17 protein-coding genes and 4 pseudogenes are annotated in these 21446 nt (G+C 64.4%); 12 read left to right on the top strand and 9 right to left on the bottom strand.

Annotation, left to right across the window (positions count from 1 at the left end; genetic code table 11):
* Nucleotides 1–158: 158 nt before the first annotated feature.
* On the top strand, nt 159–329 hold the full coding sequence (locus ONR75_RS28130; RefSeq protein WP_265080141.1) for a hypothetical protein: 171 nt from the start codon (nt 159–161) through the stop codon (nt 327–329).
* Nucleotides 329–1369 carry a YwqG family protein gene (locus ONR75_RS28125; RefSeq protein ID WP_265080140.1) on the top strand — a complete coding sequence of 347 codons (1041 nt, stop codon included), beginning with the start codon at nt 329–331 and terminating at the stop codon, nt 1367–1369. The genes ONR75_RS28130 and ONR75_RS28125 overlap by 1 nt, the downstream gene beginning before the upstream one ends.
* 461 nt (nt 1370–1830) lie before the next feature.
* Here ONR75_RS28125 and ONR75_RS28120 read toward each other — a convergent pair whose 3' ends face one another.
* From ONR75_RS28120 to mtnK, 5 genes and pseudogenes are all read right to left on the bottom strand, one after another.
* The gene (locus ONR75_RS28120) at nt 1831–2673 is read right to left on the bottom strand and encodes an AAA family ATPase (protein ID WP_265080139.1); all 843 of its coding nucleotides are present in this window, start codon (nt 2671–2673) and stop codon (nt 1831–1833) included.
* A 96-nt stretch (nt 2674–2769) separates the two neighbouring features.
* On the bottom strand, nt 2770–3021 hold the full coding sequence (locus ONR75_RS28115; RefSeq protein WP_265080138.1) for a GlsB/YeaQ/YmgE family stress response membrane protein: 252 nt from the start codon (nt 3019–3021) through the stop codon (nt 2770–2772).
* Between the two features lie 220 nt (nt 3022–3241).
* On the bottom strand, nt 3242–3838 hold the full coding sequence (locus ONR75_RS28110) for a class II aldolase/adducin family protein (protein ID WP_265083827.1): 597 nt from the start codon (nt 3836–3838) through the stop codon (nt 3242–3244).
* Between the two features lie 186 nt (nt 3839–4024).
* Nucleotides 4025–5110 (bottom strand): annotated as a pseudogene (gene mtnA / locus ONR75_RS28105) (S-methyl-5-thioribose-1-phosphate isomerase); the annotation flags it as partial.
* Nucleotides 5107–6378, bottom strand: coding sequence for an S-methyl-5-thioribose kinase (mtnK, locus tag ONR75_RS28100; RefSeq protein WP_265080137.1), 1272 nt, complete (start codon nt 6376–6378; stop codon nt 5107–5109). The gene mtnK and the pseudogene mtnA, both read right to left, overlap by 4 nt.
* A 144-nt stretch (nt 6379–6522) precedes the next feature.
* Between mtnK and ONR75_RS28095 the strand changes: the two are divergent.
* The 3 genes and pseudogenes from ONR75_RS28095 (at nt 6523) to ONR75_RS28085 (ending at nt 10204) form a co-directional block, all read left to right on the top strand.
* A pseudogene (locus tag ONR75_RS28095) lies at nt 6523–8037 on the top strand (sugar ABC transporter ATP-binding protein).
* Nucleotides 8034–9098: an ABC transporter permease gene (locus ONR75_RS28090; RefSeq protein ID WP_265080136.1), complete on the top strand. Its 1065-nt coding sequence runs from the start codon at nt 8034–8036 to the stop codon at nt 9096–9098. Before ONR75_RS28095 ends, ONR75_RS28090 begins: the two are co-directional and overlap by 4 nt.
* A 50-nt stretch (nt 9099–9148) precedes the next feature.
* Complete coding sequence (locus ONR75_RS28085) at nt 9149–10204, top strand: substrate-binding domain-containing protein (protein WP_265080135.1); 1056 nt, start codon at nt 9149–9151, stop codon at nt 10202–10204.
* 238 nt (nt 10205–10442) lie between these two features.
* On the opposite strand, the pseudogene ONR75_RS28080 reads toward ONR75_RS28085, so the two are convergent.
* Nucleotides 10443–11446 (bottom strand): annotated as a pseudogene (locus ONR75_RS28080) (sugar-binding transcriptional regulator).
* A gap of 234 nt (nt 11447–11680) precedes the next feature.
* Between ONR75_RS28080 and ONR75_RS28075 the strand changes: the two are divergent.
* From ONR75_RS28075 to sseA, 3 genes and pseudogenes are all read left to right on the top strand, one after another.
* Nucleotides 11681–12861, top strand: a pseudogene (locus ONR75_RS28075) (vWA domain-containing protein).
* Nucleotides 12858–13274: a rhodanese-like domain-containing protein gene (locus ONR75_RS28070; protein WP_265080134.1), complete on the top strand. Its 417-nt coding sequence runs from the start codon at nt 12858–12860 to the stop codon at nt 13272–13274. Before ONR75_RS28075 ends, ONR75_RS28070 begins: the two are co-directional and overlap by 4 nt.
* A 166-nt stretch (nt 13275–13440) precedes the next feature.
* On the top strand, nt 13441–14298 hold the full coding sequence (sseA, locus tag ONR75_RS28065; protein WP_265080133.1) for a 3-mercaptopyruvate sulfurtransferase: 858 nt from the start codon (nt 13441–13443) through the stop codon (nt 14296–14298).
* A gap of 15 nt (nt 14299–14313) precedes the next feature.
* On the opposite strand, the gene ONR75_RS28060 is transcribed toward sseA, so the two are convergent.
* Complete coding sequence (locus ONR75_RS28060; RefSeq protein ID WP_265080132.1) at nt 14314–15135, bottom strand: hypothetical protein; 822 nt, start codon at nt 15133–15135, stop codon at nt 14314–14316.
* Between the two features lie 353 nt (nt 15136–15488).
* Between ONR75_RS28060 and ONR75_RS28055 the strand changes: the two genes are divergently transcribed.
* Nucleotides 15489–16640, top strand: a complete 1152-nt coding sequence (locus tag ONR75_RS28055) for a L,D-transpeptidase (RefSeq protein ID WP_265080131.1) — start codon at nt 15489–15491, stop codon at nt 16638–16640.
* A 64-nt stretch (nt 16641–16704) separates the two neighbouring features.
* On the opposite strand, the gene ONR75_RS28050 is transcribed toward ONR75_RS28055, so the two are convergent.
* Together ONR75_RS28050 and ONR75_RS28045 are read right to left on the bottom strand one after the other, a co-directional pair.
* Complete coding sequence (locus tag ONR75_RS28050; RefSeq protein WP_265080130.1) at nt 16705–17664, bottom strand: D-2-hydroxyacid dehydrogenase family protein; 960 nt, start codon at nt 17662–17664, stop codon at nt 16705–16707.
* A gap of 118 nt (nt 17665–17782) precedes the next feature.
* Nucleotides 17783–17992 carry a hypothetical protein gene (locus ONR75_RS28045; protein WP_265080129.1) on the bottom strand — a complete coding sequence of 70 codons (210 nt, stop codon included), beginning with the start codon at nt 17990–17992 and terminating at the stop codon, nt 17783–17785.
* Between the two features lie 230 nt (nt 17993–18222).
* On the opposite strand from ONR75_RS28045, the gene ettA reads away from it, so the two are divergent.
* The 3 genes from ettA to ONR75_RS28030 all read left to right on the top strand — a co-directional run bounded on the left by ettA (nt 18223) and on the right by ONR75_RS28030 (nt 21431).
* Nucleotides 18223–19872, top strand: coding sequence for an energy-dependent translational throttle protein EttA (gene ettA / locus ONR75_RS28040; protein WP_265080128.1), 1650 nt, complete (start codon nt 18223–18225; stop codon nt 19870–19872).
* 91 nt (nt 19873–19963) lie between these two features.
* Nucleotides 19964–20734 (top strand): trans-aconitate 2-methyltransferase, encoded by a 771-nt coding sequence (gene tam / locus ONR75_RS28035; RefSeq protein WP_265080127.1) that lies wholly within the window; start codon nt 19964–19966, stop codon nt 20732–20734.
* Between the two features lie 109 nt (nt 20735–20843).
* Complete coding sequence (locus ONR75_RS28030; RefSeq protein ID WP_265080126.1) at nt 20844–21431, top strand: TIGR00645 family protein; 588 nt, start codon at nt 20844–20846, stop codon at nt 21429–21431.
* The last annotated feature ends 15 nt before the right edge of the window (nt 21432–21446 follow it).

The raw sequence follows: 21446 nt of genomic DNA, 5'->3' as shown, positions 1-21446 counted from the left end.
TTGTATACTGAAATTTGATTATGACCCTTTTAACCCGTTAGCGCCCCGTTGAAAAGGCTGTTTATGTATACAGGGAAAAATCAGAAGCCTCGAAGGAAGTGATCTGGCTTGAAATTGTTCCCGATTTGTTCATAATCCTTGACGGCTAGGAGAACGTCATGGGCGATCTTCAAGGACTCTCGGACACTGAGCTGGTTCAGGCCTGGATCGACAATGTGCGAGCGCATGCTGCAATCGAGCATGTTGGCGCCGCAAACCGTCATTTTGACAAGCGGATCCGGATCGCCGACCTTTTGAAGGCGCGGAGCGATGGCGGCTGTCGCAACTGATGCCGCTGCTTCAGCATCCGGACGTCGAACTGCGATATACGGCGGCGCTGCAATTTCGAGATATCGATCCCCAGGCTTTTCGCACGACCCTCACCGCACTGAGCAGCGTCGGCGGCGAAGTCGGAGCGAACGCCGCCCGGATGCTGGCAGCGCCGCCGCTGGCCATGCCCGTTCCGATTGCGCCACTTCCCGCGGACCATCCGATCTTCTGGCCGGCGCGCCATCCGCCTCCGGCGGGTATGGCGCGCGACGAAATCGAGCGGCGGATCTCTGCACTGATCCCCGACCAGCCGCGACGACTGCTGCAGTTGCTGAGACCGGCAATGGGACTTTGGCCGCAGGCGCCGCGGGACGATGCACCGCCGCACGGATCGCGCCTTGGTGGCATGCCTCATGCGCCGCCGGGCTGGACATGGCCGGTTGAGGCAACGGAGCCGATGCTGTTTATTGGACAGATCAATTGCGCCGATATCTGTCATCTGCCTGGTGCCGAGGTGTTGCCGTCCTCCGGCGTGCTCGCCTTTTTCGGCGATCATGACACCGTCAACGGCTGCATGTTCTCGTCAATGGGTGGCGCGGTGTACCACTGGCCCGATACGTCGCAGCTCGCGCCGGCCGTTCCGCCGATGCTGCCATTGACCGTGTTCCCCCGCGCCGAACTGCTGTTCCGCCCGCTTCTGCAACTGCCGGATCCGAAGAGCAGGCTGGTTGAATCCATCCTGAAGGACGACCGCGCGTTTGCGGCCTATGAAGAATTTTACAGTGCACTGGAGTCGCATGGCTTGCCCGAAGGCTACGACTATGCCGGCGATTTTGGCGCCATGCTGGGCTGGCCGCGTCTGGTGCAAAACGACGACTGGGATTTCCTCCTCGACAGGCCGTCCGACGATTACCGCCTTTTGCTCCAGCTTCCCTCCTACACAAATGGCGAAGAGTTTGCCGATTGGGGTCCGGGCGGGACGTTGTATTACTTCATTCCGGAAGAAGGGCTCGAACAGCAGGACTGGCAAAGCTGCGAACTTGCCGGGCAGTTTACGTAGCGCCGTCGTTCTGCGACGCGCGTATCCCGGACGCAGTGCACTGCGCCGCAGATCCGGGGGCGGGTTACTTTCAAGGCGGACACCGGGATCCCGGATCTGCGAAGCGGCACAAACGTGCCGCACCGCGTCCGGGAAACCAGGGCAGCCTCGACGAAATAGGCGGTAGGATGGGGTGAGCCAACGGGTCGCGCGAAGCGCGCCCGATGATGAACTCCGCGAAACCCATCACCGCTTCGGCATGCATGATGGGTTTCGCTCCGGCGCCGTGCGCCTGCGCTCTACCCACCTTACGCGTTGTCATCGCCCGGCCAGGCGCGCAATTGCGCGCCGGGACCGGGCGATCCAGTAAACTCAGGCGTTCGCGATCGAGTCGCGCGGCCGGTGTCTACTGGATCCCCGCATACGCGGGGATGAGAGCCGAATGTGTGAGCAAGCGTGCGCAGGCAACTCGCTTGTCCGCCTTACACTTCCCTTCTGTTCAAAAACGCCAGCCGCTCGAACAGGTGGACGTCCTGCTCGTTCTTCAGGAGCGCGCCGTGCAGCGGCGGGATCAGTTTTCGCGGGTCGCGCTCGCGCAACATTTCCGGCGTCATGTCCTCGTTGAGCAGCAGCTTGAGCCAGTCCAGCAGTTCGGAGGTCGAGGGCTTCTTCTTCAGGCCGGGCACCTCGCGGATCTCGAAGAAGATGCGCATGGCTTCGGCGACCAGACGCTGCTTGATGCCGGGGAAGTGCACCTCGACGATCTGGTTCATGGTCTCGATGTCGGGGAACTTGATGTAGTGGAAGAAGCAGCGGCGCAGGAAGGCGTCGGGCAGTTCCTTCTCGTTGTTGGAGGTGATCATCACGATCGGGCGCTTCGCCGCCTTGATGGTCTCGCCGGTCTCGTAGACGTGAAATTCCATGCGGTCGAGTTCGAGCAGGAGATCATTGGGGAATTCGATGTCGGCCTTGTCGATCTCGTCGATCAGCAGCACCGGGCGCTGTTCGTGGGTGAAGGCCTCCCACAGCTTGCCGCGCTTGATGTAGTTGGCAATGTTGGAGACGCGGCTATCGCCGAGCTGGCTGTCGCGCAGCCGCGACACCGCGTCGTATTCATACAGGCCCTGCTGCGCCTTGGTGGTCGACTTGATGTGCCAGGTCAGCAGCGGCGCGCCGAGCGCTTTCGCCACTTCCTCCGCCAGCACGGTCTTGCCGGTGCCCGGCTCGCCCTTCACCAGCAGCGGCCGCTCCAGCACGATGGCGGCATTGACCGCGATCTTCAGATCGTCGGTGGCGACGTAGTTCTTGGTGCCGGTGAATTTCATCGAGACTTTGCCTTGCTGTTATTGTCGCGCGCGGTGACGGCATCTGGACATGAAACGACCGCCGGAAGGCGGTCGCAGGGAGCATGTGAAACGGCGTCAGCGCCGGATCAGAGACAGGACGACGAGAACGATCACCGCGCCGATCGCCGAATTGATGATGGCGCGCAGGATCCCGCTGCCGAGGTTGACGCCGAGTTGCGGCAGCAGCCAGCCGGCGACCACCGCGCCGATGATGCCGATGACGATGTTGCCGATCAGGCCGAAGCCGCCGCCGGTGACGATCAGGCCCGCCAGCCAGCCGGCGACGGCGCCGACCAGAAGCCAGACGACAATAGATTCAATTCCCATAACTTGTTTACCCTTGAATGACCGCTGCCGGTGCCCGTTACGCATGATGCCCCGACCGCGGATATGGATGTCTGCCGCGCGGGTCCAACTCTAGATGAAAAAAGACCGAGGTCCAGAGCGCATGCCGGGCTGGCATCGTCGGCTCCTGCCGCATGGCGGAATGCGCGGCAGGCCGTCAATCGCAAATTGCGCCGGGGGGCGCGCCTCCGGATCGGGGCGCCTATTCGGCCTTGCCGTAGGACATGGTCTTCATTTGCAGGGCGACGCGCGCCATTTCCTCGTCGCTCAGGACCGGCGGCTCGCCCAGCGTGAGGGCTTGCACATACAGGCGCGACAGCGTTTCGACCTCGACGGCGAGCGCCAGGGCTGAGGCCAGGGACTTGCCAAGCGAGATCTGGCCATGCTGGCCGAGCAGGCAGGCGAGGCGGCCATCAAGCGCCACCAGCGCCGCATCCGAGAGCTCCTGCGTGCCGAACGTCGCATAGGGTGCGCAACGGATCGTCGTGCCGCCGGCAACGGCGATCATGTAGTGGAAGCTCGGAATGGTCCTGTGGTGGCATGCCAGCGTCGTCGCATAGACGGAATGGCAATGCAGCACGCAATCGATATCCGCGCGCGCCGTCAGGATATCACGGTGGAAGCGCCATTCCGACGACGGACGGCGCTTGCCCTCATGGGTGCCGTCGAAGAACATCTGGACCAGATCTTCCTCCTGCATGATGTCGTAGGGCAGCGACGTCGGCGTGATCAGGAAGCCCCGGTCGTTGCGGACCGAGATGTTTCCCGATGTGCCCTGATTGATGCCGGTCTCGTTCATCCGCCGGCAGGTCGCCAGGACTTGCGTGCGCAGGGTGCGGTCGTCTGTGGCGGTCAAGGTCTATGCTCCATCTCCGGATCCTGTGGTCTAGCTCCGGGGCTTGGCGGAAAAGGCGTGCTGTCTGGGGCGAACGCTGCCGTCGGTCTGGGTCATCGGCGTGACCGGATGGTCGACGCTGTCGGCATGTTCCGGAAACAGCGCGATCAGGCTTTCGTGCGAAGGGTTGACCACGCCGCGCTCGGTAATCAGGCCGGTGATCAGTCGCGCGGGTGTGACGTCGAAGGCCGGATTGGCAGCCGGGCTTCCCTCCGGCGAGATGCGCACTCGGGCGATGGATCCGTCGGCGCTGCGGCCCTGCACGAACGTCACCTCGTCGCTCGCCCGTTCCTCGATCGGAATCTCCTTGATCCCGTCGCGCAGGGTCCAGTCGATGGTCGGCGAGGGCAGCGCCACATAGAACGGCACGCCGTTGTCGGACGCCGCGAGTGCCTTCAGATAGGTGCCGATCTTGTTGCACACGTCGCCGTTCGCCGTGGTGCGGTCGGTGCCGACGATCACCATGTCGACCTTGCCGTGCTGCATCAGGTGCCCGCCTGCATTGTCGACGATCAAGGTATGCGGCACGCCGTGTCCGTTGAGCTCCCAGGCCGTCAGCTGAGCGCCCTGGTTGCGCGGGCGCGTTTCATCGACATAGACATGAACCGCAATGCCTTCTTCGGTCGCCATGTAGATCGGCGCGGTCGCGGTGCCGTAGTCGACGGTGGCCAGCCATCCGGCATTGCAATGGGTCAGTATGTTCACCGGCTGTCCCGGCGCCTTGCGCTTCGCGATCTCGCGAATGATCTTCAGGCCGTTGGCGCCGATGGACCGGTTGAGCTGCACATCTTCCTGGGCGATTTCGGCGGCGCGCCGATACGCAGCGTCGGCGCGCTCATCGGGGCGGAGCGGCCGCAGGAAGCCGCGCATCGCGTCGAGCGCCCAACGCAGATTGATGGCTGTCGGCCGCGTTTCGTGGAGAACGTCCCATGTCGCGTCGAGATTCGCGTCGGACGGATCGTCGGCCATGGCGATGGCCATGCCATAGGCGGCGGTGACGCCGATCAGCGGCGCGCCGCGGACCCACATGTCGCGGATCGCGGTTGCGACATCGGTCACCGTGCGCAGCGTGACGGTGCGGAATTCATGGGGCAGCCAGCGCTGATCGATGATCTCGACCGAACGGCCGTCAGCGTCGAGCCAGATCGTTTGGTAGTGGCGCTCTCCGACTTTCACGAAATCGTCTCCCTGTACAGCCGTTCGATGGTGCCGTGGACTGCGGCGAGACCGGGGATGCGCTCGCGGTTGACGGTGAGATGCCGCCCGAGTTTCAAGGCCTTACTTTCGCACACCGCGCGGCGGTCGGGATCGGCGATGGTTTCGAAATCGGCATTGTGGGCAAGCCCGAGAATACGACGCAGGATCTCGACGCCGGCAAAGCCGAGCATCTCGTGATGGATATCGTCGAGCACGCGCACCAGCGCCTGCTCGGCGCCCAGCACATCGCCGCGCTGCTCGAACAGGCTGGTCTGATAGAGAATGCCGTTGCGTTCGCTCTGCCACAGCCGGGAAAATTCGGCGCAGAATGTGGCCCACACGGCGTCGACCGTACCGAGCAGGTAGGCCCGCATCGAATCGCGCTCGCCGGGCGTCTGCTCATGGCCGGCCTGCGAGAAATAGCTCATCCAGAAATTGGCGAGCAGCATGCCGACGTCGAAGCTGATCGGACCATAGAAGGCAAATTCCGGGTCGATGACACGGGTATCGTCGTCCGACACCATCACCGAGCCGGAATGCAGGTCGCCATGGCACAGCGTCTCCGCCTTGGCGGAAAACAGATGCTTCATGCGCTGCGCCTCGACCTTCAGATCGCGATCGCGGCGCAACTCCTCGACCTGTCCGTCGAGTTGCGGCGCGGTGTGCCGGTTCATCGGCGCTTCGATATAGGGATCGGAGAAGACCAGACTTTCGGTGATGTCGCACAACGCGCCATTGTCGGAAAACAGCGCGACATCCGCTTTCTTGTCCAGGGTCGGCATGCACAGGTCGGATCCCCGGAACAGGGTGCGTGCGGTGAACAGCCCGAGGTCGCGACCGATCCTGGGCAGCTGCCGCCCTTCGATGAGCGCGTGGCGCAGGATGACGTGGGGGCTGAGATACTCCATCACGATCATCGCCTGTTCGGCGTCGAAGAAGTACACCGCCGGCACCATGCCCGGATCGCGCTGCGCCTGGCGGGTCAGCGCATGATATTCGAAGAACGAGCGCTTCAGCGGCAAAGGCCATTGCTCGCCGACAAGACGCACATAGGGAAGCGCCTGCTTGACGATCGCGGTGCCCTTGTCGCCCTTGACGATGAAAACCAGATTGAGATTGCCGTCGCCGATCTCGCTGACTTTCCAGCCGTTGCTGTCATCGCCGATCCGCTCGCGCAAGGCGGTATTGCCGCCGAGCCGCGCTGGTAACGTCTCTACGCTGAGCGCCTCGAACACCCGGGCATCCATGAGCTCTCCTCCACATGCGCTTCGTGCAGCTTCGTGCGCCGCATCGTCATCCCTGGCGCCAGCTAAAGTGCCTCGCTGGCAATTGTCAATGCTATTGACATTTGACGGGGTGGCCGCCTACCTTTTGGGGTCAGGGAGGAAGCAATGAGCGAACAGGCAATGTTTCGCATCGCAGACGTGTGCAAATCATATGGACCGATCCCTGTGCTGAAGGGCGTCGATATCGATCTGCGCGCCGGTGCTGTGACCGTGCTGATGGGCGCCAACGGCGCCGGTAAATCGACACTGGTGCGCATCCTCAGCGGCGTGAACAAGTGCGATGCGGGCACGATCACCCTCGACGGCCGCGCCTTCAACCCGGCGTCTCCGGCGGAGGCGATCCGCGCCGGCGTGGTGACCGTTCATCAGAGCATCAACGACGGTGTAGTCGCGGACCTCGACGTCGCGACCAACCTCACCCTCGATCGCCTGAACGGCCGCGGCGCGCGCCTGTTTTCAATCCGGCTCGCGTGCGGCGCGAGGCTGCGGCGGTTGCTGCACGGATGGGCCTCGCCCTCGATCTGTCCGCCCGTGTCAGCGATCTGACGCTGGCCGACCGCCAGATGGTCGCCATCGCCCGGGCCATGGCGCATGAGCCGCAAGTCCTGATCCTCGATGAGCCGACCTCGTCGCTGTCGAGCAGCGAGGCCGATCGCCTGTTCGATCTCGTCGACCGTCTGCGCGCGCGCGGGTCGCGGTGCTCTACATCACGCATCGCATGTCGGACATCCGGCGGCTTGCCGACAGCATCGTCGTGCTGCGCGACGGTCGAATTACCGGCCGCTTCGAGGGGCCGGAGCTGGAGTATGAGGCCGCGGTCAATGCAATGCTCGGACAGAAGGTCGTGGCGGGCACGGTGTCCGTTCAACAAGGCGGCACGCCGGTGTTCGCGGCGCGCGGGCTGCAGCTTCGGCAGGGATCGCGTCCTTTCGATTTCCATCTGGGCGACGGCGAGATCGTCGCCGTGACGGGCCTGGTCGGCGTCGGCAAGACCGAGCTTGCGGAAACGCTGTTCGGCGTCGGCCGTCCCGTGGGGGCAGCATGGCGCTCGATGGCGCCGACTATCGTCCGTCGAACACCCGTCAGGCGATCGCGCGCGGTGTTTTTCTCGTTGCGAAGGACCGCGCCGATAACGGCGTCATTCCCGACTTCAACATCGCCGAGAATATCAGTGCACCCTTCCTCCCGCGCCTCTCGAACTTCGGCGTCGTCGGGCGTGGCCGTGAGCTTCTCAAGGCGCGCGGCCAGATCAAGTCGCTGGGGATCGTCTGCCGCAGCGAAGGCGATGACATGCAGACGCTGTCCGGCGGCAACCAGCAGAAGGTCATGATCGGGCGCTGGCTGTCGGAGCCATCGCGGGTTCTCATCCTCGACGAACCGTTCCAGGGCGTGGACATCGCCGCGCGGCGCGATATCGGCGTTCAGTTGCGTGCTTCGGCCCGTGGCCGCGCCACCATCGTGTTCCTGACCGAACTCGACGAGGTCTTCGAGATCGCCGACCGCATTCTTGTGATGTCGGAGCACAGCATCGTCGGCGAGCACAGCAATGCCGCCGTGGATATCGACCGGCTTCTTGCGCAGATCGCCGGTCAGCATAGTCAGAAAGTGTCAGCGGCATGAGCAGCGAAGACAGCAAAATCGCCTCACCGGCGGTGGCCCGGCTGGGGGCGCCGACCGGCATCGCGACCACCCTGCGCGAGCTCGCCATCAAGTATGGATTTCTCACGCTGCTGGTCGGACTCGTCGTCTATTTTTCGGTGGTCACCACCGGCTTCTCCTCGCCGCAGAGCGCCGTCTTCATCTTCCAGTCGGTGTCCATCACCGGAATTCTTGCCCTTGGCGTCACCGCCACCCTTGTGGTCGGCGGCTTCGATCTGTCGATCGGTTCGGTGGCGACCAGCGCGATGATGGCGTCGTCCTACGTGATGGTCGTCATGGGCGGCGACGCGCTGACCGCGACGCTCGTCTGCCTTGCCATCGGCGTGCTCGTCGGCTTGGCCAACGGGATCATGATTGTCTACATGCGGGTGCCGGATCTTCTGGCGACGCTGGGCATGATGTTCCTGCTGCTCGGCCTGCAGCGAATCCCGACCGAAGGCCGCTCCATCGCCACGGGCATGACCTTGCCCGACGGCTCGGCCGCGACCGGCGTGTTCAGCCCGGCCTTCCTGGCCCTCGGCCGTCATCGGTTCGATTTCATCCTGCCGAACCTGGTGCCCGTGTCGGTCGTCGTCCTGATCGTGCTGGCCGTGCTGATCTGGTTCTTTCTGGAATACACCCGGTTCGGGCGCATGATGTATGCGGTCGGCTCGAACGAGCGGGCGGCGGGGCTCGCCGGGGCACCGGTCAATGCCTACAAGATATTTGCCTATGTGATCTCCGGCGTCTTCGCATCCATCGGCGGAATCCTGCTCGCCGCCCGTCTCGGCCGCGGTGACATCGCATCCGGCAACAATCTGCTGCTCGATGCCGTTGCCGCCGCGCTGATCGGTTTCGCCGTTCTGGGCGTCGCCAAGCCGAACGCCTTCGGCACGGCTGTGGGCGCGCTGTTCGTCGGCATCCTGCTGCAGGGCCTGACGATGATGAACGCGCCTTACTACACTCAGGATTTCGTCAAGGGAGCCGTCCTTGTCGTTGCCCTGATCTTCACTTTCTCGCTGTCGAAAAGAAGCCGACGCTGACGGAGGGCTCCCGTCGCATCTCATAAAAAACAACCCTGGAGGAGACTGACATGACCGTGACCCGCAGAACATTTGGTTTGCTGACCCTTGGCCTTTCCGGAGTGCTCGGCTTCGGCGCCGGCGCCGCCGATATGCCGAAGCCGTTCGACCAGCCGAAGAATGTCAAGATTGCGCTGGTTCGCTATCTGTCGACCGGCGATTTCTTCCAGTCCTATCTGGCCGGCGTTCAGGCCCAGGCGAATGCGCTCGGCATTCAGCTCCGGGTGCTCGACAGCCGGCAGGACGCTGCGCTGCAGGCGGACATGGTCGATCAGGCCATCGCGCTCGGCGTGCAGGGCATCATCATCCAGCACGGCCTCACGGAGTCGATGAAGGAAGCCGCGCGCCGAGCCGTCGCAGCCGGCATCAAGGTCGTCGCATTCGACGTCAACGTCGAGAACGACAAGATCCCGCAGATCGAGCAGTCGGACCGCGACCTTGCCCGCCTTGCGCTGGAGCAGGCCATCAAGGACAACGGCGAGAGCTTCAAGGCGGGTTACGTCTACGTGGCCGGCATCGCGCCGCTCGACCGCCGCGACGAGACCTGGAAGGCATTCAAGAAGAAGTATCCGGGCATCAAGGAGCTCGCGCAGTTCGGCACCATGGACAATCCGATCGCCAATTCCGTCGCCAACCAGGCACGCTCGGTGATCTCGGCCAATCCCGGCATCACGGTGATGTTTGCGCCTTACGACGAATTCGCCAAGGGCGTGAAGATTGCCGTCGACGAGTCCGGACTGTCGTCGAGCGTGAAGATCTACTCAGCGGATATCTCGACGTCCGATATCGCTGCCATGCGCGAGCCGAAATCGGCCTGGGTTGCGACCGCCGCCACCAATCCGGCCGTCGTCGGCCAGGTCTCGGTGAGGGCGCTCGCCATGTTGCTGGCCGGCCAGGATCCCGGCCACAACGTGGTCGTCCCGCCGACCTTGATCACCCAGAAGGACCTGATCGGTCAGGACATCAAGAACATGGAAGAGCTCGGCGCAAAGCTGCCGCAGTTTGCCCATGCGGAGGTGGCGATGCCGGCGTGGATGCCGAAAGTAAAAGCGGGGCAGTCCAAGTAATAGATTGGACGCAGCTCTCTCTTCCCCTCTCCCCAGCAAAGCGAAGCTTTGCGCCGTGGGAGAGGGTGCCTGAGCGCAGCGAAGGCGGGAGAGGGCTCTTTTTCTCGCTTGTTGCAGCCACTCCCTCTCCCGTCTCGAACGCGCTGCGCGCGTTCGATCCACCCTCTCCCGCCTGCAGCTGCGCTGCGCTTGGGGAGAGGGGAAGAAAAGTGCCGTGACGAGGAAAGTCGGCAGGGCCCTACCGCGCGGTGCGTGCCGGATCTGTCCGCTTGGTCGCGGAAGCAGGGCTTAGACCGCGCTGCTTCCAGCGTTCCAAGATGCGCCGGGCCATCGACGAGGTGATGATGAGGTGAGAGGCGAATCCGCCTTTCAGCGCCGCCGCAAGCGGTTCGAACTTGCTGTCCTCCTGAACCACCAGCATGCGCTTGCGGATGCCGCGGATCGAGTCGTGATCGGCGGCGATGCAGCGCCGGTTGTAGGCGCAGTCCATCCAGTTGCCGTCGGCATCGATGAGCTGGCCGGCGATGACACCGGCGGCGCCGGCCTCGCCCAAAGCATGCATCTCCTCGGCGGAGAGCGCGCCGCACTTGACGAGATGGCTGTCCTTCTCGATGCCGCCCACCGAATACAGCGCCAACTCGCAGTCGGAAATGGCTGCCAGTTGCTCCCTGATCACCGGTTCGGCGCGCAGTTCGTCCGCCAGCCGTTCTGACGACAGGACCAGCGGAGCATAGAGGTTCATGCCGGCGGCGTTGAGCCGCCGCGCGATCTCGGTGGTGCACTGGTCCGGCCGGTAGGAGTAGGGCGCGCCGAGATTGCCGCACAGCTGCACCACCGTCACGCCCTGCAAATCGGCGAAGGGCATCACGTCGGCGATGCGATAGACCGTGCGCCCCCAGGCGACACCGATCCTGTCGCCCTTGTTGGCCAGTCCGAGAAAAACCGAGGCGGCCACAGCGGGCATTTCCGCGGCTGCTTCGATCCCTTGCCTGTTGTCGGGGACGATCCAGACGGCGGTGAGACCGGTGGCGTCCTCAAGCTCCCGCGCCAGCACGTCGTCCGAAAAAGCTCCGTGGACGTGGTAATGGTGACGATGCCCATCTCGCGGGCCCGGCGCAGATACATCGCGATCGACGCGCGGGAAATGTGCAGTTTTTTCGCGACTTCGTCCTGGCGCAGGCCATGCACGTAGTAGAGCCACGCGGCCTTGTGAATGATCTGGTCATTGGGGCGGATGGGCATCGGCTGGCTGAAATCCACGGTCTTAAAGTGCAATGTTCTGACGTTATTCACTGACGTTGACAAAAGTCAACGTTGCGCTGCCACGCGATGAGGAAAGAAGACAGTGACAGCGCGGTGTTCGCGCGATGCCAATCGCCGGCTCGCCGCGCGGCAGCGCGTCACAACTGCGCGGGGTCATCGTCATCGGCTGATCAAGCCCTTGACGGAGCAGCGTGGTCGGGCAATCTGCGCGTCATGTTCCTGCAATTCTTCACATCGCTGCGCGATGCACAGATCCCGGTCACGCTGCGCGAATATCTGACGCTGATGGAGGCGCTCGACGCCAACCTCGCCGAGCAGTCGATCGATCAGTTCTATTACCTGTCGCGCACTGCGCTGGTGAAGGATGAGCGCAACCTCGACAAGTTCGACCGCGTGTTCGGCACCGTGTTCAAGGGGCTGGAAAGCCTGCTCGAGGGCATGGAGAAGGCCGAGATTCCCGCCGAATGGCTGAAGAAGCTGGCGGAAAAGTACCTCAGCGAGGAAGAGAAGAAACAGATCGAGGCGATGGGCTGGGACAAGCTCATGGAAACCCTGCGCGAGCGCCTCAAGGAACAGAAGGGCCGGCACCAGGGCGGCAACAAGTGGATCGGCACCGCCGGCACCTCGCCGTTCGGTGCCGAGGGCTACAATCCCGAAGGCATCCGCATCGGCCAGGAAAAGAGCCGCCACCGGCGCGCGGTCAAGGTCTGGGACAAGCGCGAGTTCAAGGACCTCGACGGCAATGTCGAGCTCGGCATCCGCAACATCAAGGTGGCGCTGCGGCGTCTGCGAAAGTTCGCCCGCACCGGCGCGCCCGACGAACTCGATCTCGACACCACCATCAAGGAAACCGCCAACCACGGCTATCTCGACGTGCACATGCGGCCGGAGCGGCGCAATGCGGTGAAGGTGCTGGTGTTCTTCGACATCGGCGGCTCGATGGATTCCCATGTCGAGCAGGTCGAGGAACTGTTCTCGGCGGCGAAGAGCGAATTCAAGCACATGGAATATTTCTACTTCCACAACTGCCTCTACGAGGGGTGTGGAAGCAGAACAAGCGGCGTTTCACCGACCGCACCAAGACCTGGGACGTGCTGCACAAATATCCGCACGACTATAAAGTGGTGTTCGTCGGCGATGCCTCGATGTCGCCTTACGAGATCATGGTGCCCGGCGGTTCGGTCGAGCATGTCAACGAGGAGGCTGGCTCGGTCTGGCTGGAGCGCGTGACGCAGACCTATCCCAATGCGGTCTGGCTCAATCCGGTGGCCAAGAAGCACTGGGACTATTCGGAATCCACCACGCTCATCCGCCGGCTGTTTTCCGAGCGCATGTATCCGCTGACCATCGAGGGGCTGGAAGGCGCAATGAAGGAACTGGTGCGAAAAGCATGACACAGACCATCACCCGCGGCATCAAGGCGATGCTCGACGAGGCCAATGCACAGATCGAGACGCTGAGCGCCGAAGAGGCGATCAAGGTTGCGCGAGGCGAAGACGTGATCTTGGTCGACATCCGCGACCCCCGCGAGATCGAGCGCGACGGCCGGATTCCCGGCGCATTCTCCTGCACCCGCGGCATGCTGGAATTCTGGATCGATCCGGAAAGCCCCTATGCCAAGCCGGTGTTCCAGGAGAGCAAGAAGTTTATCTTCCACTGTGCCGGCGGGTTGCGTTCCGCGCTCGCGGCGAAGACCGCCGCGGACATGGGGCTGACGCCGGTGGCCCATATCGCCGGCGGCCTTGCCGCCTGGCGCGATGCCGGCGGCGCTGTGGAGAAGGTCGAACCGCGAAAGGCGAAGGATTGAGCTGACCGCCGTCGTCCCTCGAGGCCTTCGCTGCGCTCGGCACCTCAGGATGAGGCTTCGCTGAGCCGTCATCCTGAGGCGCTCGCCGCCTTCGGCGAGCCTCGAAGGGCGACGGCGGGCTCCAGCGACAACTTCCGTCGAAGCAATAATCAAGGACAACTTCACCATGACCACCACCGCCGACCCTCTCGTCTCGACCGACTGGCTCGCCGCCCACCTCAATGATCCCACCGTCAAGGTGCTCGACGCCACATTCAAACTGCCGGGCGTGCTGCCGCTGCCGCGTGACGACTATCGCGCTGCGCACATCCCTGGTGCGGCCTTCTTCGACGTCGATGTCATCAGCGATCATGGCGTCGGCCTGCCGCACATGTTTCCCAGCGAGGGCCACTTTTCGGAAGGCGTCGGTGCGCTCGGCGTCTCCAATGCCGACACGGTCGTCGTCTACGATGCCGGCGGCTGGGTGGCTGGCCCGCGGGCGTGGTGGATGTTCCTTGCCTTCGGTCATCGCGATGTCCGCGTGCTCGACGGTGGCCTGCAGAAATGGCGCGCCGAAGGCCGCCCGGTGGAGAGCGGCGACGGGGCGCCGGACTTCACCGCCTATTCCGCGGCGCTCGATCCGGGCTTCCTGCGCAGTCGCCAGCAACTGGTTCACAATCTCGACAGCCGCGCCGAACAGGTGATCGACGCGCGGCCAAAGGCGCGGTTCGAAGGCAGCGTGCCCGAGCCGCGGCCCGGCCTGCGCGCCGGACATATTCCGGGCAGCCGCAGCGTGCCCTATGCGGGTCTGTTCGATGCCGCGACCGGCACGATGAAGCCGCTCGACGAGTTGCGCGCGATCTTCACCGGCGCCGGCGTGGATCTCGCCAGGCCGATCGTCACCAGTTGCGGCTCCGGCGTGTCGGCGCTGGTGCTGACGCTGGCCCTGTATCGGCTCGGCGTGCGCGGCACGGCGCTCTATGACGGCTCCTGGGCCGAATGGGGCATGGCGGCCGGACCGCCGGTCGCCACCGGCCCGGCCTAAGCGCCCTGCGGGCGATCAGCGCTGCAGTGGGGTCGCGAACGGGTTGGCCTGCTGTGCCGCAGCCTGGGCGTCGCGCGCCGCACGCGCCTCGCGGGCAGCCTGGGCCCGTTGCGCTTCGCGCGCCGCTTCACGCCGCCGCTGGATGGTTCGCTTGCGCTCGGCCTTTGTCGCGGTGGCGGTCGCAACCGGTGGCCTCGCCACGGGTAGCTTGACGGCCGGCTGGGGCTCAACGGACACCGGCGGCCCGCCAAGCGTGGCTATCCTGGTCGAGATGTTGTCGGCATCGGCCACCGCCGGCTCGGCTGCGCCGACTGGCGCGTCGACGGCGGGCGCCGGTGTCGGTTCGATTTGTTGGACAGCGGCAACGGGTACGGCCACGGCGGCCGGCGGTTCGGCGCCGGATGGCTGCACCGCAGCTATGGCCACCGGGGCTTCGGGGGCCGGTACGTCGGGTTTGGCGATCTCGACCGCTGGCGGCCCGGCTTCGTTCGCGGCAACTGGCGCCGGTTCGGCGGTCATCGGCACCGCCGGCTTTTCGGGCTCGGCCGCCTTGTCGGAGTCGGTCAGGGTGGCGACGTCCGGAGCGATCTCGACGGGTGCAGGGGGCAACGCCGGCGATACGTCTGCCGGGGCAGGCGCATCGAGGCGCAGCATCGCCAGCCGTGGCGGCGCCTCAGCCGGCTGGCTGAAGATGATTTCCGGAGGCGTCCGACGGATTGGCAGGCTGGCGACTTCCTCGCGTGCGGAGCGCAGCAGGGCGGTTGCGCCGAAGCCGAACACCAGAAGCGAAAACAACAGCACGGCGGCCGCGAACAGAAAGCGTATACCCGGAAGCATGGATCGGTGTTCCGCCTGCGCAGTCGGCGAAGGCTGTTGGGACTGTCGGGGACGCGGTGGGGCACTCGGGTCCGGCCGTCTCGCTTGAGCGAACACGGCTCAACCCATCACGAATCAGTGCATTCAGGATATCGCAACACCCGGCAACCGTTTGTTAAAAAATGGGCGCCACAACGAGAGGCATATTTTCGGGCAATCGGTCGTGCAATGAGGCGTCCCGGCAACGTTCGCCGGGGAATTTCGCGAATATGGCCGGATTTTGCAGGATTTTGCAGCTTTTGTCTTGAATGCGCCGTACTCCTGCGCGATCTGACTTTAACGATCCGGTGTCGGCTTCCGACTATGCAAGGGCGATGATGATCAAGCCTGTTCTGACGATTTTCGCGACCGTGGCCCTCAGCGCCGCGACCTCCTCGCTTGCCATGGCGCAGGTCTATCCCGCCGCGCCGACCGGATATTCGAATGCGCCGTCGGCCTATCCGCCCCGTGCGATGCCGGATTTCGACGCGCTGGACGACGATGAAGGGGCTCCGAACGGCCGTTCGATGACGGCGCTGCCGACGCCCGGCCCCGTGATGTCGCCCGATGATCCGCGCTACGGCCGACCGGCCGGCGCTCCCGTTTATTCCGATCGCGCCGCTCCGCAGGGACCGGTGATGTCTCCCGACGATCCGCGCTATGGCCGTCCGATGGGCCCGCCGGCGGTGATCTATTCGGATCGTCCGGCCGGCGCGCCGCAGACCTATTCCGATCGCGGTCCCGACGACGGTCGCGGCATGCGTCCGCCGGAAGTCGTTGGCTCGCAGGGCGCTCCGGTGGCCGGTGCCGGTCAGCCGCAGCCGATGGGTGCGGATGGCAAGCCCATGGTACTTTCGGCGCTCCCCGCCGACGAGCAGCCGGAAGACGGCCCGGCGCAGCTGGCGCCGAACCTGCGCCGCCAGGAAGTCAGCTTCGTCACCAAGGAGCCCGCCGGCACCATCGTCGTCGATACGCCCAACACCTACCTCTATTACGTGCTCGGCAATAACCGCGCGATCCGCTACGGCGTTCGCGTCGGCCGCGACGGCTTCACCTGGACCGGCATGCAGAAGATCACCCGCAAGGCCGAGTGGCCGGACTGGCATCCGCCGACCGAGATGATCGAGCGCCAGCCTTATCTGCCGCGCTTCATGGCCGGCGGTCCCGGCAATCCGCTGGGTGCACGCGCCATGTATCTCGGCTCGACCGTGTACCGCATCCACGGCACCAACCAGCCCTCGACCATCGGCAAGTTCGTCTCCTCGGGCTGCATCGGCATGCTCAACGACGACGTCTCGGATCTGTTCGAGCGCGCCAAGGTCGGCACCCGCGTGGTCGTGCTGCCGGGTGGCAACAAGGCGCCGGCGCCCACGACCACTGCTTCGGCGCAGCCGATTCCGGGTCCGAACGCCGCCCCGATGGCCCCGCTGCCCGGTGCGCAGCCCACTACGGTGCAGCCGCTGCCCGCGCCGGTGACGATCCGCTAGGCTCTTCCATCTGAGAGAAAGGCGCCGCGTGCAACACGCGGCGCCTTTTTTATTTTGGTGCTTCCTACCCCAGCCGCTTGAGCGGCTCGCCCTTCAGCCAGCCCTCGATGCACGCGATCATCTCGCTGTAGATCCGCCGGTAGTTTTCCGCGGTGACGTAGCCGAGATGCGGTGTCAGCACGACGTTGTCGAGTTTGCGCAGCGGGCTGTCCTGCGGCAGCGGCTCCTGGGAATAGGTGTCGAGCGCCGCGCCGGCGATCTTCTTCGCCTGCAGCGTCTCCAGCAGTGCCGCCTCGTCGACGATCGGGCCGCGCGCGGTGTTGATCAGGTAGGCCGTCGGTTTCATCCGGCCGAGATCCTCGCGCGACACCAGCCCGCGCGAGCGGTCGCTGAGCACGACATGGATGGTGATGATGTCTGCGGTCGCGAAAAGTTCTTCCTTGGTCGCGTAGGTGACGCCGGCCTTTTCGCAGGCTTCCGGAGTCAGGTTGGTGCTCCAGGCGATGGTCTTCATGCCCATGGCGCGGGCGATGGCGGCGACGTGGCTGCCGAGCTTACCGAGGCCGATGACGCCCAGCGTCTTGCCCTCGATGTCCTCGCCGACTGTCACCTGCCAGGGCTCGCCGGCCTTCATGCGGGCGTTCTCGAAGCCGATCTTTCGCGTCAGTTCCAGCATCAGTCCGATGGTCAGTCCGGCCGTCGGATTGCCGACCATGGCCGTGCCGCAGACCACCAGGTCGTGAGCCTTGGCTGCCTCCATGTCGATGGCCGCATTGCGCATGCCCGAAGTGATCAGCAGCTTCAGCTTCGGCAGCGCCTCGAACGAGGCGCGCGGAAACGGCGTGCGCTCGCGCATGGCGCAGACGATCTCGAAATCCTTCAGCGCGTCGGCTGCCGCGACCGCGGAAGCGAACGGCGTGTCGAACACCGTGACGTCGATCCGATCGGCCAGCGGGCGCCAATCGGCCAGTTGCAGGGCTACGTTCTGGTAGTCGTCGAGAATTGCACAGCGCAGCCGCGTCATGGGAGCGTCCATCCGGTGGGGTGAGGGGCGGCGCGACGGCGCCGTCTAGGATGGACGATGGTGGCGCGCCCGACGCCGCCGCGCAAGCGGGCGAGCTATGCAGGGCGGGCGTGGCGCTTCAATGCGAGCGGGAGGCGCGGTTCTCGGCGCTGTTTTTGGCGCGGCAGGCCGGGCCGGGGCCGCGCATATAATGCAGTTCGGGCCGGTAGGGATCGAAGGCGGCGACGAAGAATTGCCGCCAGAACATGCGAATTTCCTGGATCAGGCCGGCCTGTCGCTGCTGGTCCTCGGCGGGCCGGGACGATGATGGTGCCGCAAGTGTTGCCATGACGGGATCCGCCGAATCTGTCCGCGACTTCGGTCGCGCCACGGCGATGTCGAGCCGCCCTCCAAATACGCTGGGCGGAAGTCGTTAAAATGCGGTTCAAATGGTCTCGAACCCCGGTTTTGCCGGCCATAGCGTTACCGAATGATGAACCCCCCGGTTGCCCTTTGGGGGCCACATCGCTACATCAGCGGCAACCAATTCCCACGCATTCGACGGCTTCAAGGATCACGATGGCTCGCCAGTTCGTCTACTTCATGCAGGGCCTGACCAAGGCCTATCCGACCCGCAAGGTGCTGGATAACGTCCATCTGTCATTCTACCCGGACGCCAAGATCGGCGTCCTCGGCGTCAACGGCGCCGGTAAATCGACACTCCTGAAGATCATGGCCGGCCTCGACAAGGAATATACCGGCGAGGCCTGGGTCGCCCAGGGCGCCCGCGTCGGCTACCTTGAGCAGGAGCCGCAGCTCGATGCCGCGCTGACGGTGCGCGAGAACGTCATGCTCGGCGTTGCCAAGCAGAAGGCGATCCTCGATCGCTACAACGAGCTGGCGATGAACTACTCGGAAGAGACCGCCGACGAGATGACCAAGCTGCAGGACGAGATCGAGGCCCAGGGCCTGTGGGATCTCGACAGCAAGGTCGACCAGGCGATGGACGCGCTGCGCTGCCCGCCCGACGATGCCGACGTCACCAAGCTGTCGGGCGGCGAGCGCCGCCGCGTCGCGCTGTGCAAGCTGCTGCTCGATGCGCCTGAACTGCTGCTGCTCGACGAACCGACCAACCATCTCGACGCCGAATCCGTGTCATGGCTGGAAGGCCATCTGCGCGCCTATCCGGGCGCCATCCTGATCGTCACCCATGACCGCTACTTCCTCGACAACGTGACGTCGTGGATCCTCGAGCTCGACCGCGGCAAGGGCATTCCCTACGAGGGCAACTACTCGTCGTGGCTGGTGCAGAAGCAGAAGCGTCTGGCCCAGGAAGGTCGCGAGGACGCTGCCCACCAGAAAACGCTGGAACGCGAGCAGGAATGGATCTCGTCGTCGCCCAAGGCCCGTCAGGCGAAGTCCAAGGCGCGCTATCAGCGCTATGAGGACCTGCTCAAGAAGGCCAGCGAGAAACAGACCCAGTCCGCGCAGATTACCATTCCTGTCGCCGAACGTCTCGGCGACAACGTGGTGGATTTCGAAGGTCTCAGCAAAAGCTTCGGCGATCGCCTGCTGATCGACAACCTGACCTTCAAGCTGCCGCCTGGCGGCATCGTCGGCGTCATCGGTGCCAACGGCGCCGGCAAGACGACTTTGTTCAAGATGATCACCGGCCAGGAGAAGCCCGACGCCGGCACCATTACCGTCGGCGAGACCGTGCATCTCGGCTATGTCGACCAGTCCCGCGACTCGCTCGACGGCAAGAAGACCGTGTGGGAAGAGATCTCCGGCAACAACGAGTTGATCCTGCTCGGCAAGCGCGAAGTGAACTCGCGCGGCTACTGCTCTTCGTTCAACTTCAAGGGCGGCGACCAGCAGAAGAAGGTCGGCGCGCTGTCCGGCGGTGAGCGCAACCGCGTGCATCTCGCCAAGATGCTGAAGTCCGGCGCCAACGTGCTGCTGCTCGACGAACCGACCAACGATCTCGACGTCGACACCCTGCGCGCACTGGAAGAGGCGCTGGAAGATTTTGCCGGCTGCGCCGTGATCATCAGCCATGACCGCTGGTTCCTGGATCGTATCGCGACCCATATCCTGGCGTTCGAGGGCGACAGCCATGTCGAATGGTTCGAGGGCAACTTCCAGGACTACGAGAAGGACAAGATGCGCCGCCTCGGCCACGACTCCATCGTGCCGCACCGCATGAAGTACAAGAAGCTGACGCGGTAGCCCGTTGGGCAGGGTGTCATGAAACCCGGGTTTGCAATCGTCGTACTTTCATAGAGAGAGTTGCCGGATTGCAACCGGCGCGGAGTGCTCCATGGCCGACTGGAATGCGCAGCAGTATCTGAAATTCGAGGACGAGCGCACACGCCCGGCGCGCGACCTGCTGGCGCAGGTGCCCCTGCAGGACGCACGCAAGGTGGTGGACATCGGCTGCGGTCCGGGCAATTCCACGGCATTGCTGGTCGATCGCTGGCCACAGGCGGTGGTGACCGGCGTCGACACCTCTGCCGACATGCTGCGCCAGGCCCGCGAGCGGCTGCCCGGCCATACCTTCATCGAGGCCAATATCGCGCATTGGGCGCCGCCGGCCGGGACCGACGTGCTGTTCGCCAATGCGGTGTTCCAGTGGGTGCCGGACCACATCAAGCAGTTGAAGCGGCTGGTCGGCGGGCTGCCACCGGGCGGCGTGCTGGCGGTGCAGATGCCCGACACTCTCGGGGAGCCCTCGCACATCCTGATGCGCGAGGTCGCGTATATGGAGCCGTGGCGCAAGCAGCTGTCGAAGGCCGCGGAATTGCGCGACGCGCTGCCGAAACCGGGCGCCTATTACGATGCGCTGCGGCCGCTTTGCGCACGCGTCGAGATCTGGCACACCATTTACAATCACGTGCTCGACGATGCCGCGTCGGTGGTGGAATGGGTCAAGGGCACCGGCCTGCGGCCGTTCGTCGATCCGCTGGAGCCGGCCGAGCGCAAGGGCTATCTTGCCGAATACACCGCCCGCATCGCGGCGAGCTACCTGCCGCAGGCCGACGGCAAGGTGTTGCTGCGGTTTCCGCGAATCTTCATTGTTGCGGTGAAGTAGCCCGATGCGGCCAGTTGCCGCGCCATGCGACATCATGGTGTCCTTGGCACGCCGATATAAGATTGCCTTGTGATCGCGCCGCGATTCCCGATTCTGCGAGACTTGACCGATGTCCATGACCCCCGAAACGCCGCTGCCGCCGAAAAGCTTTCCGCTGCGCCCGATCCCGATGCTGATCTTCGGCTCACGCTGGCTGCAGCTGCCGCTCTATATCGGCCTGATCGTCGCGCAGGGTGTCTATGTGGTGCTGTTCCTCAAGGAGCTCTGGCACCTGTTCAACCATGCCTTCGATTTCACCGAACAGCAGATCATGCTGGCGGTGCTCGGCCTGATCGACGTGGTGATGATCTCCAACCTGCTGGTGATGGTGATCGTCGGCGGTTACGAGACGTTTGTCTCGCGGCTCAACCTGCAGGGCCACCCCGACGAGCCGGAATGGCTCAGCCACGTCAATGCCAGCGTACTCAAGATCAAGCTGGCGATGGCCATCATCGGCATCTCCTCGATCCACCTGCTGCGCACCTTCATCGAGGCCGGCGCGCTGGGGTCCGCGCGGGCCAGCAACTACACCGAGACCGGCGTGATGTGGCAGACCATCATCCACACCGTTTTCATTCTCTCGGCGATCGGCATCGCCTACGTCGACAAGCTATCGAACGACGCCATCGAGGCGGCGAAACTGCCGGGCGGACACTGATCGAGGTCGGCGCCC

The sequence above is a fragment of the Rhodopseudomonas sp. P2A-2r genome (assembly GCF_026015985.1).
Taxonomy (GTDB): Bacteria; Pseudomonadota; Alphaproteobacteria; order Rhizobiales; family Xanthobacteraceae; genus Tardiphaga.
This window is presented reverse-complemented; position numbering and strand designations above follow the sequence as displayed.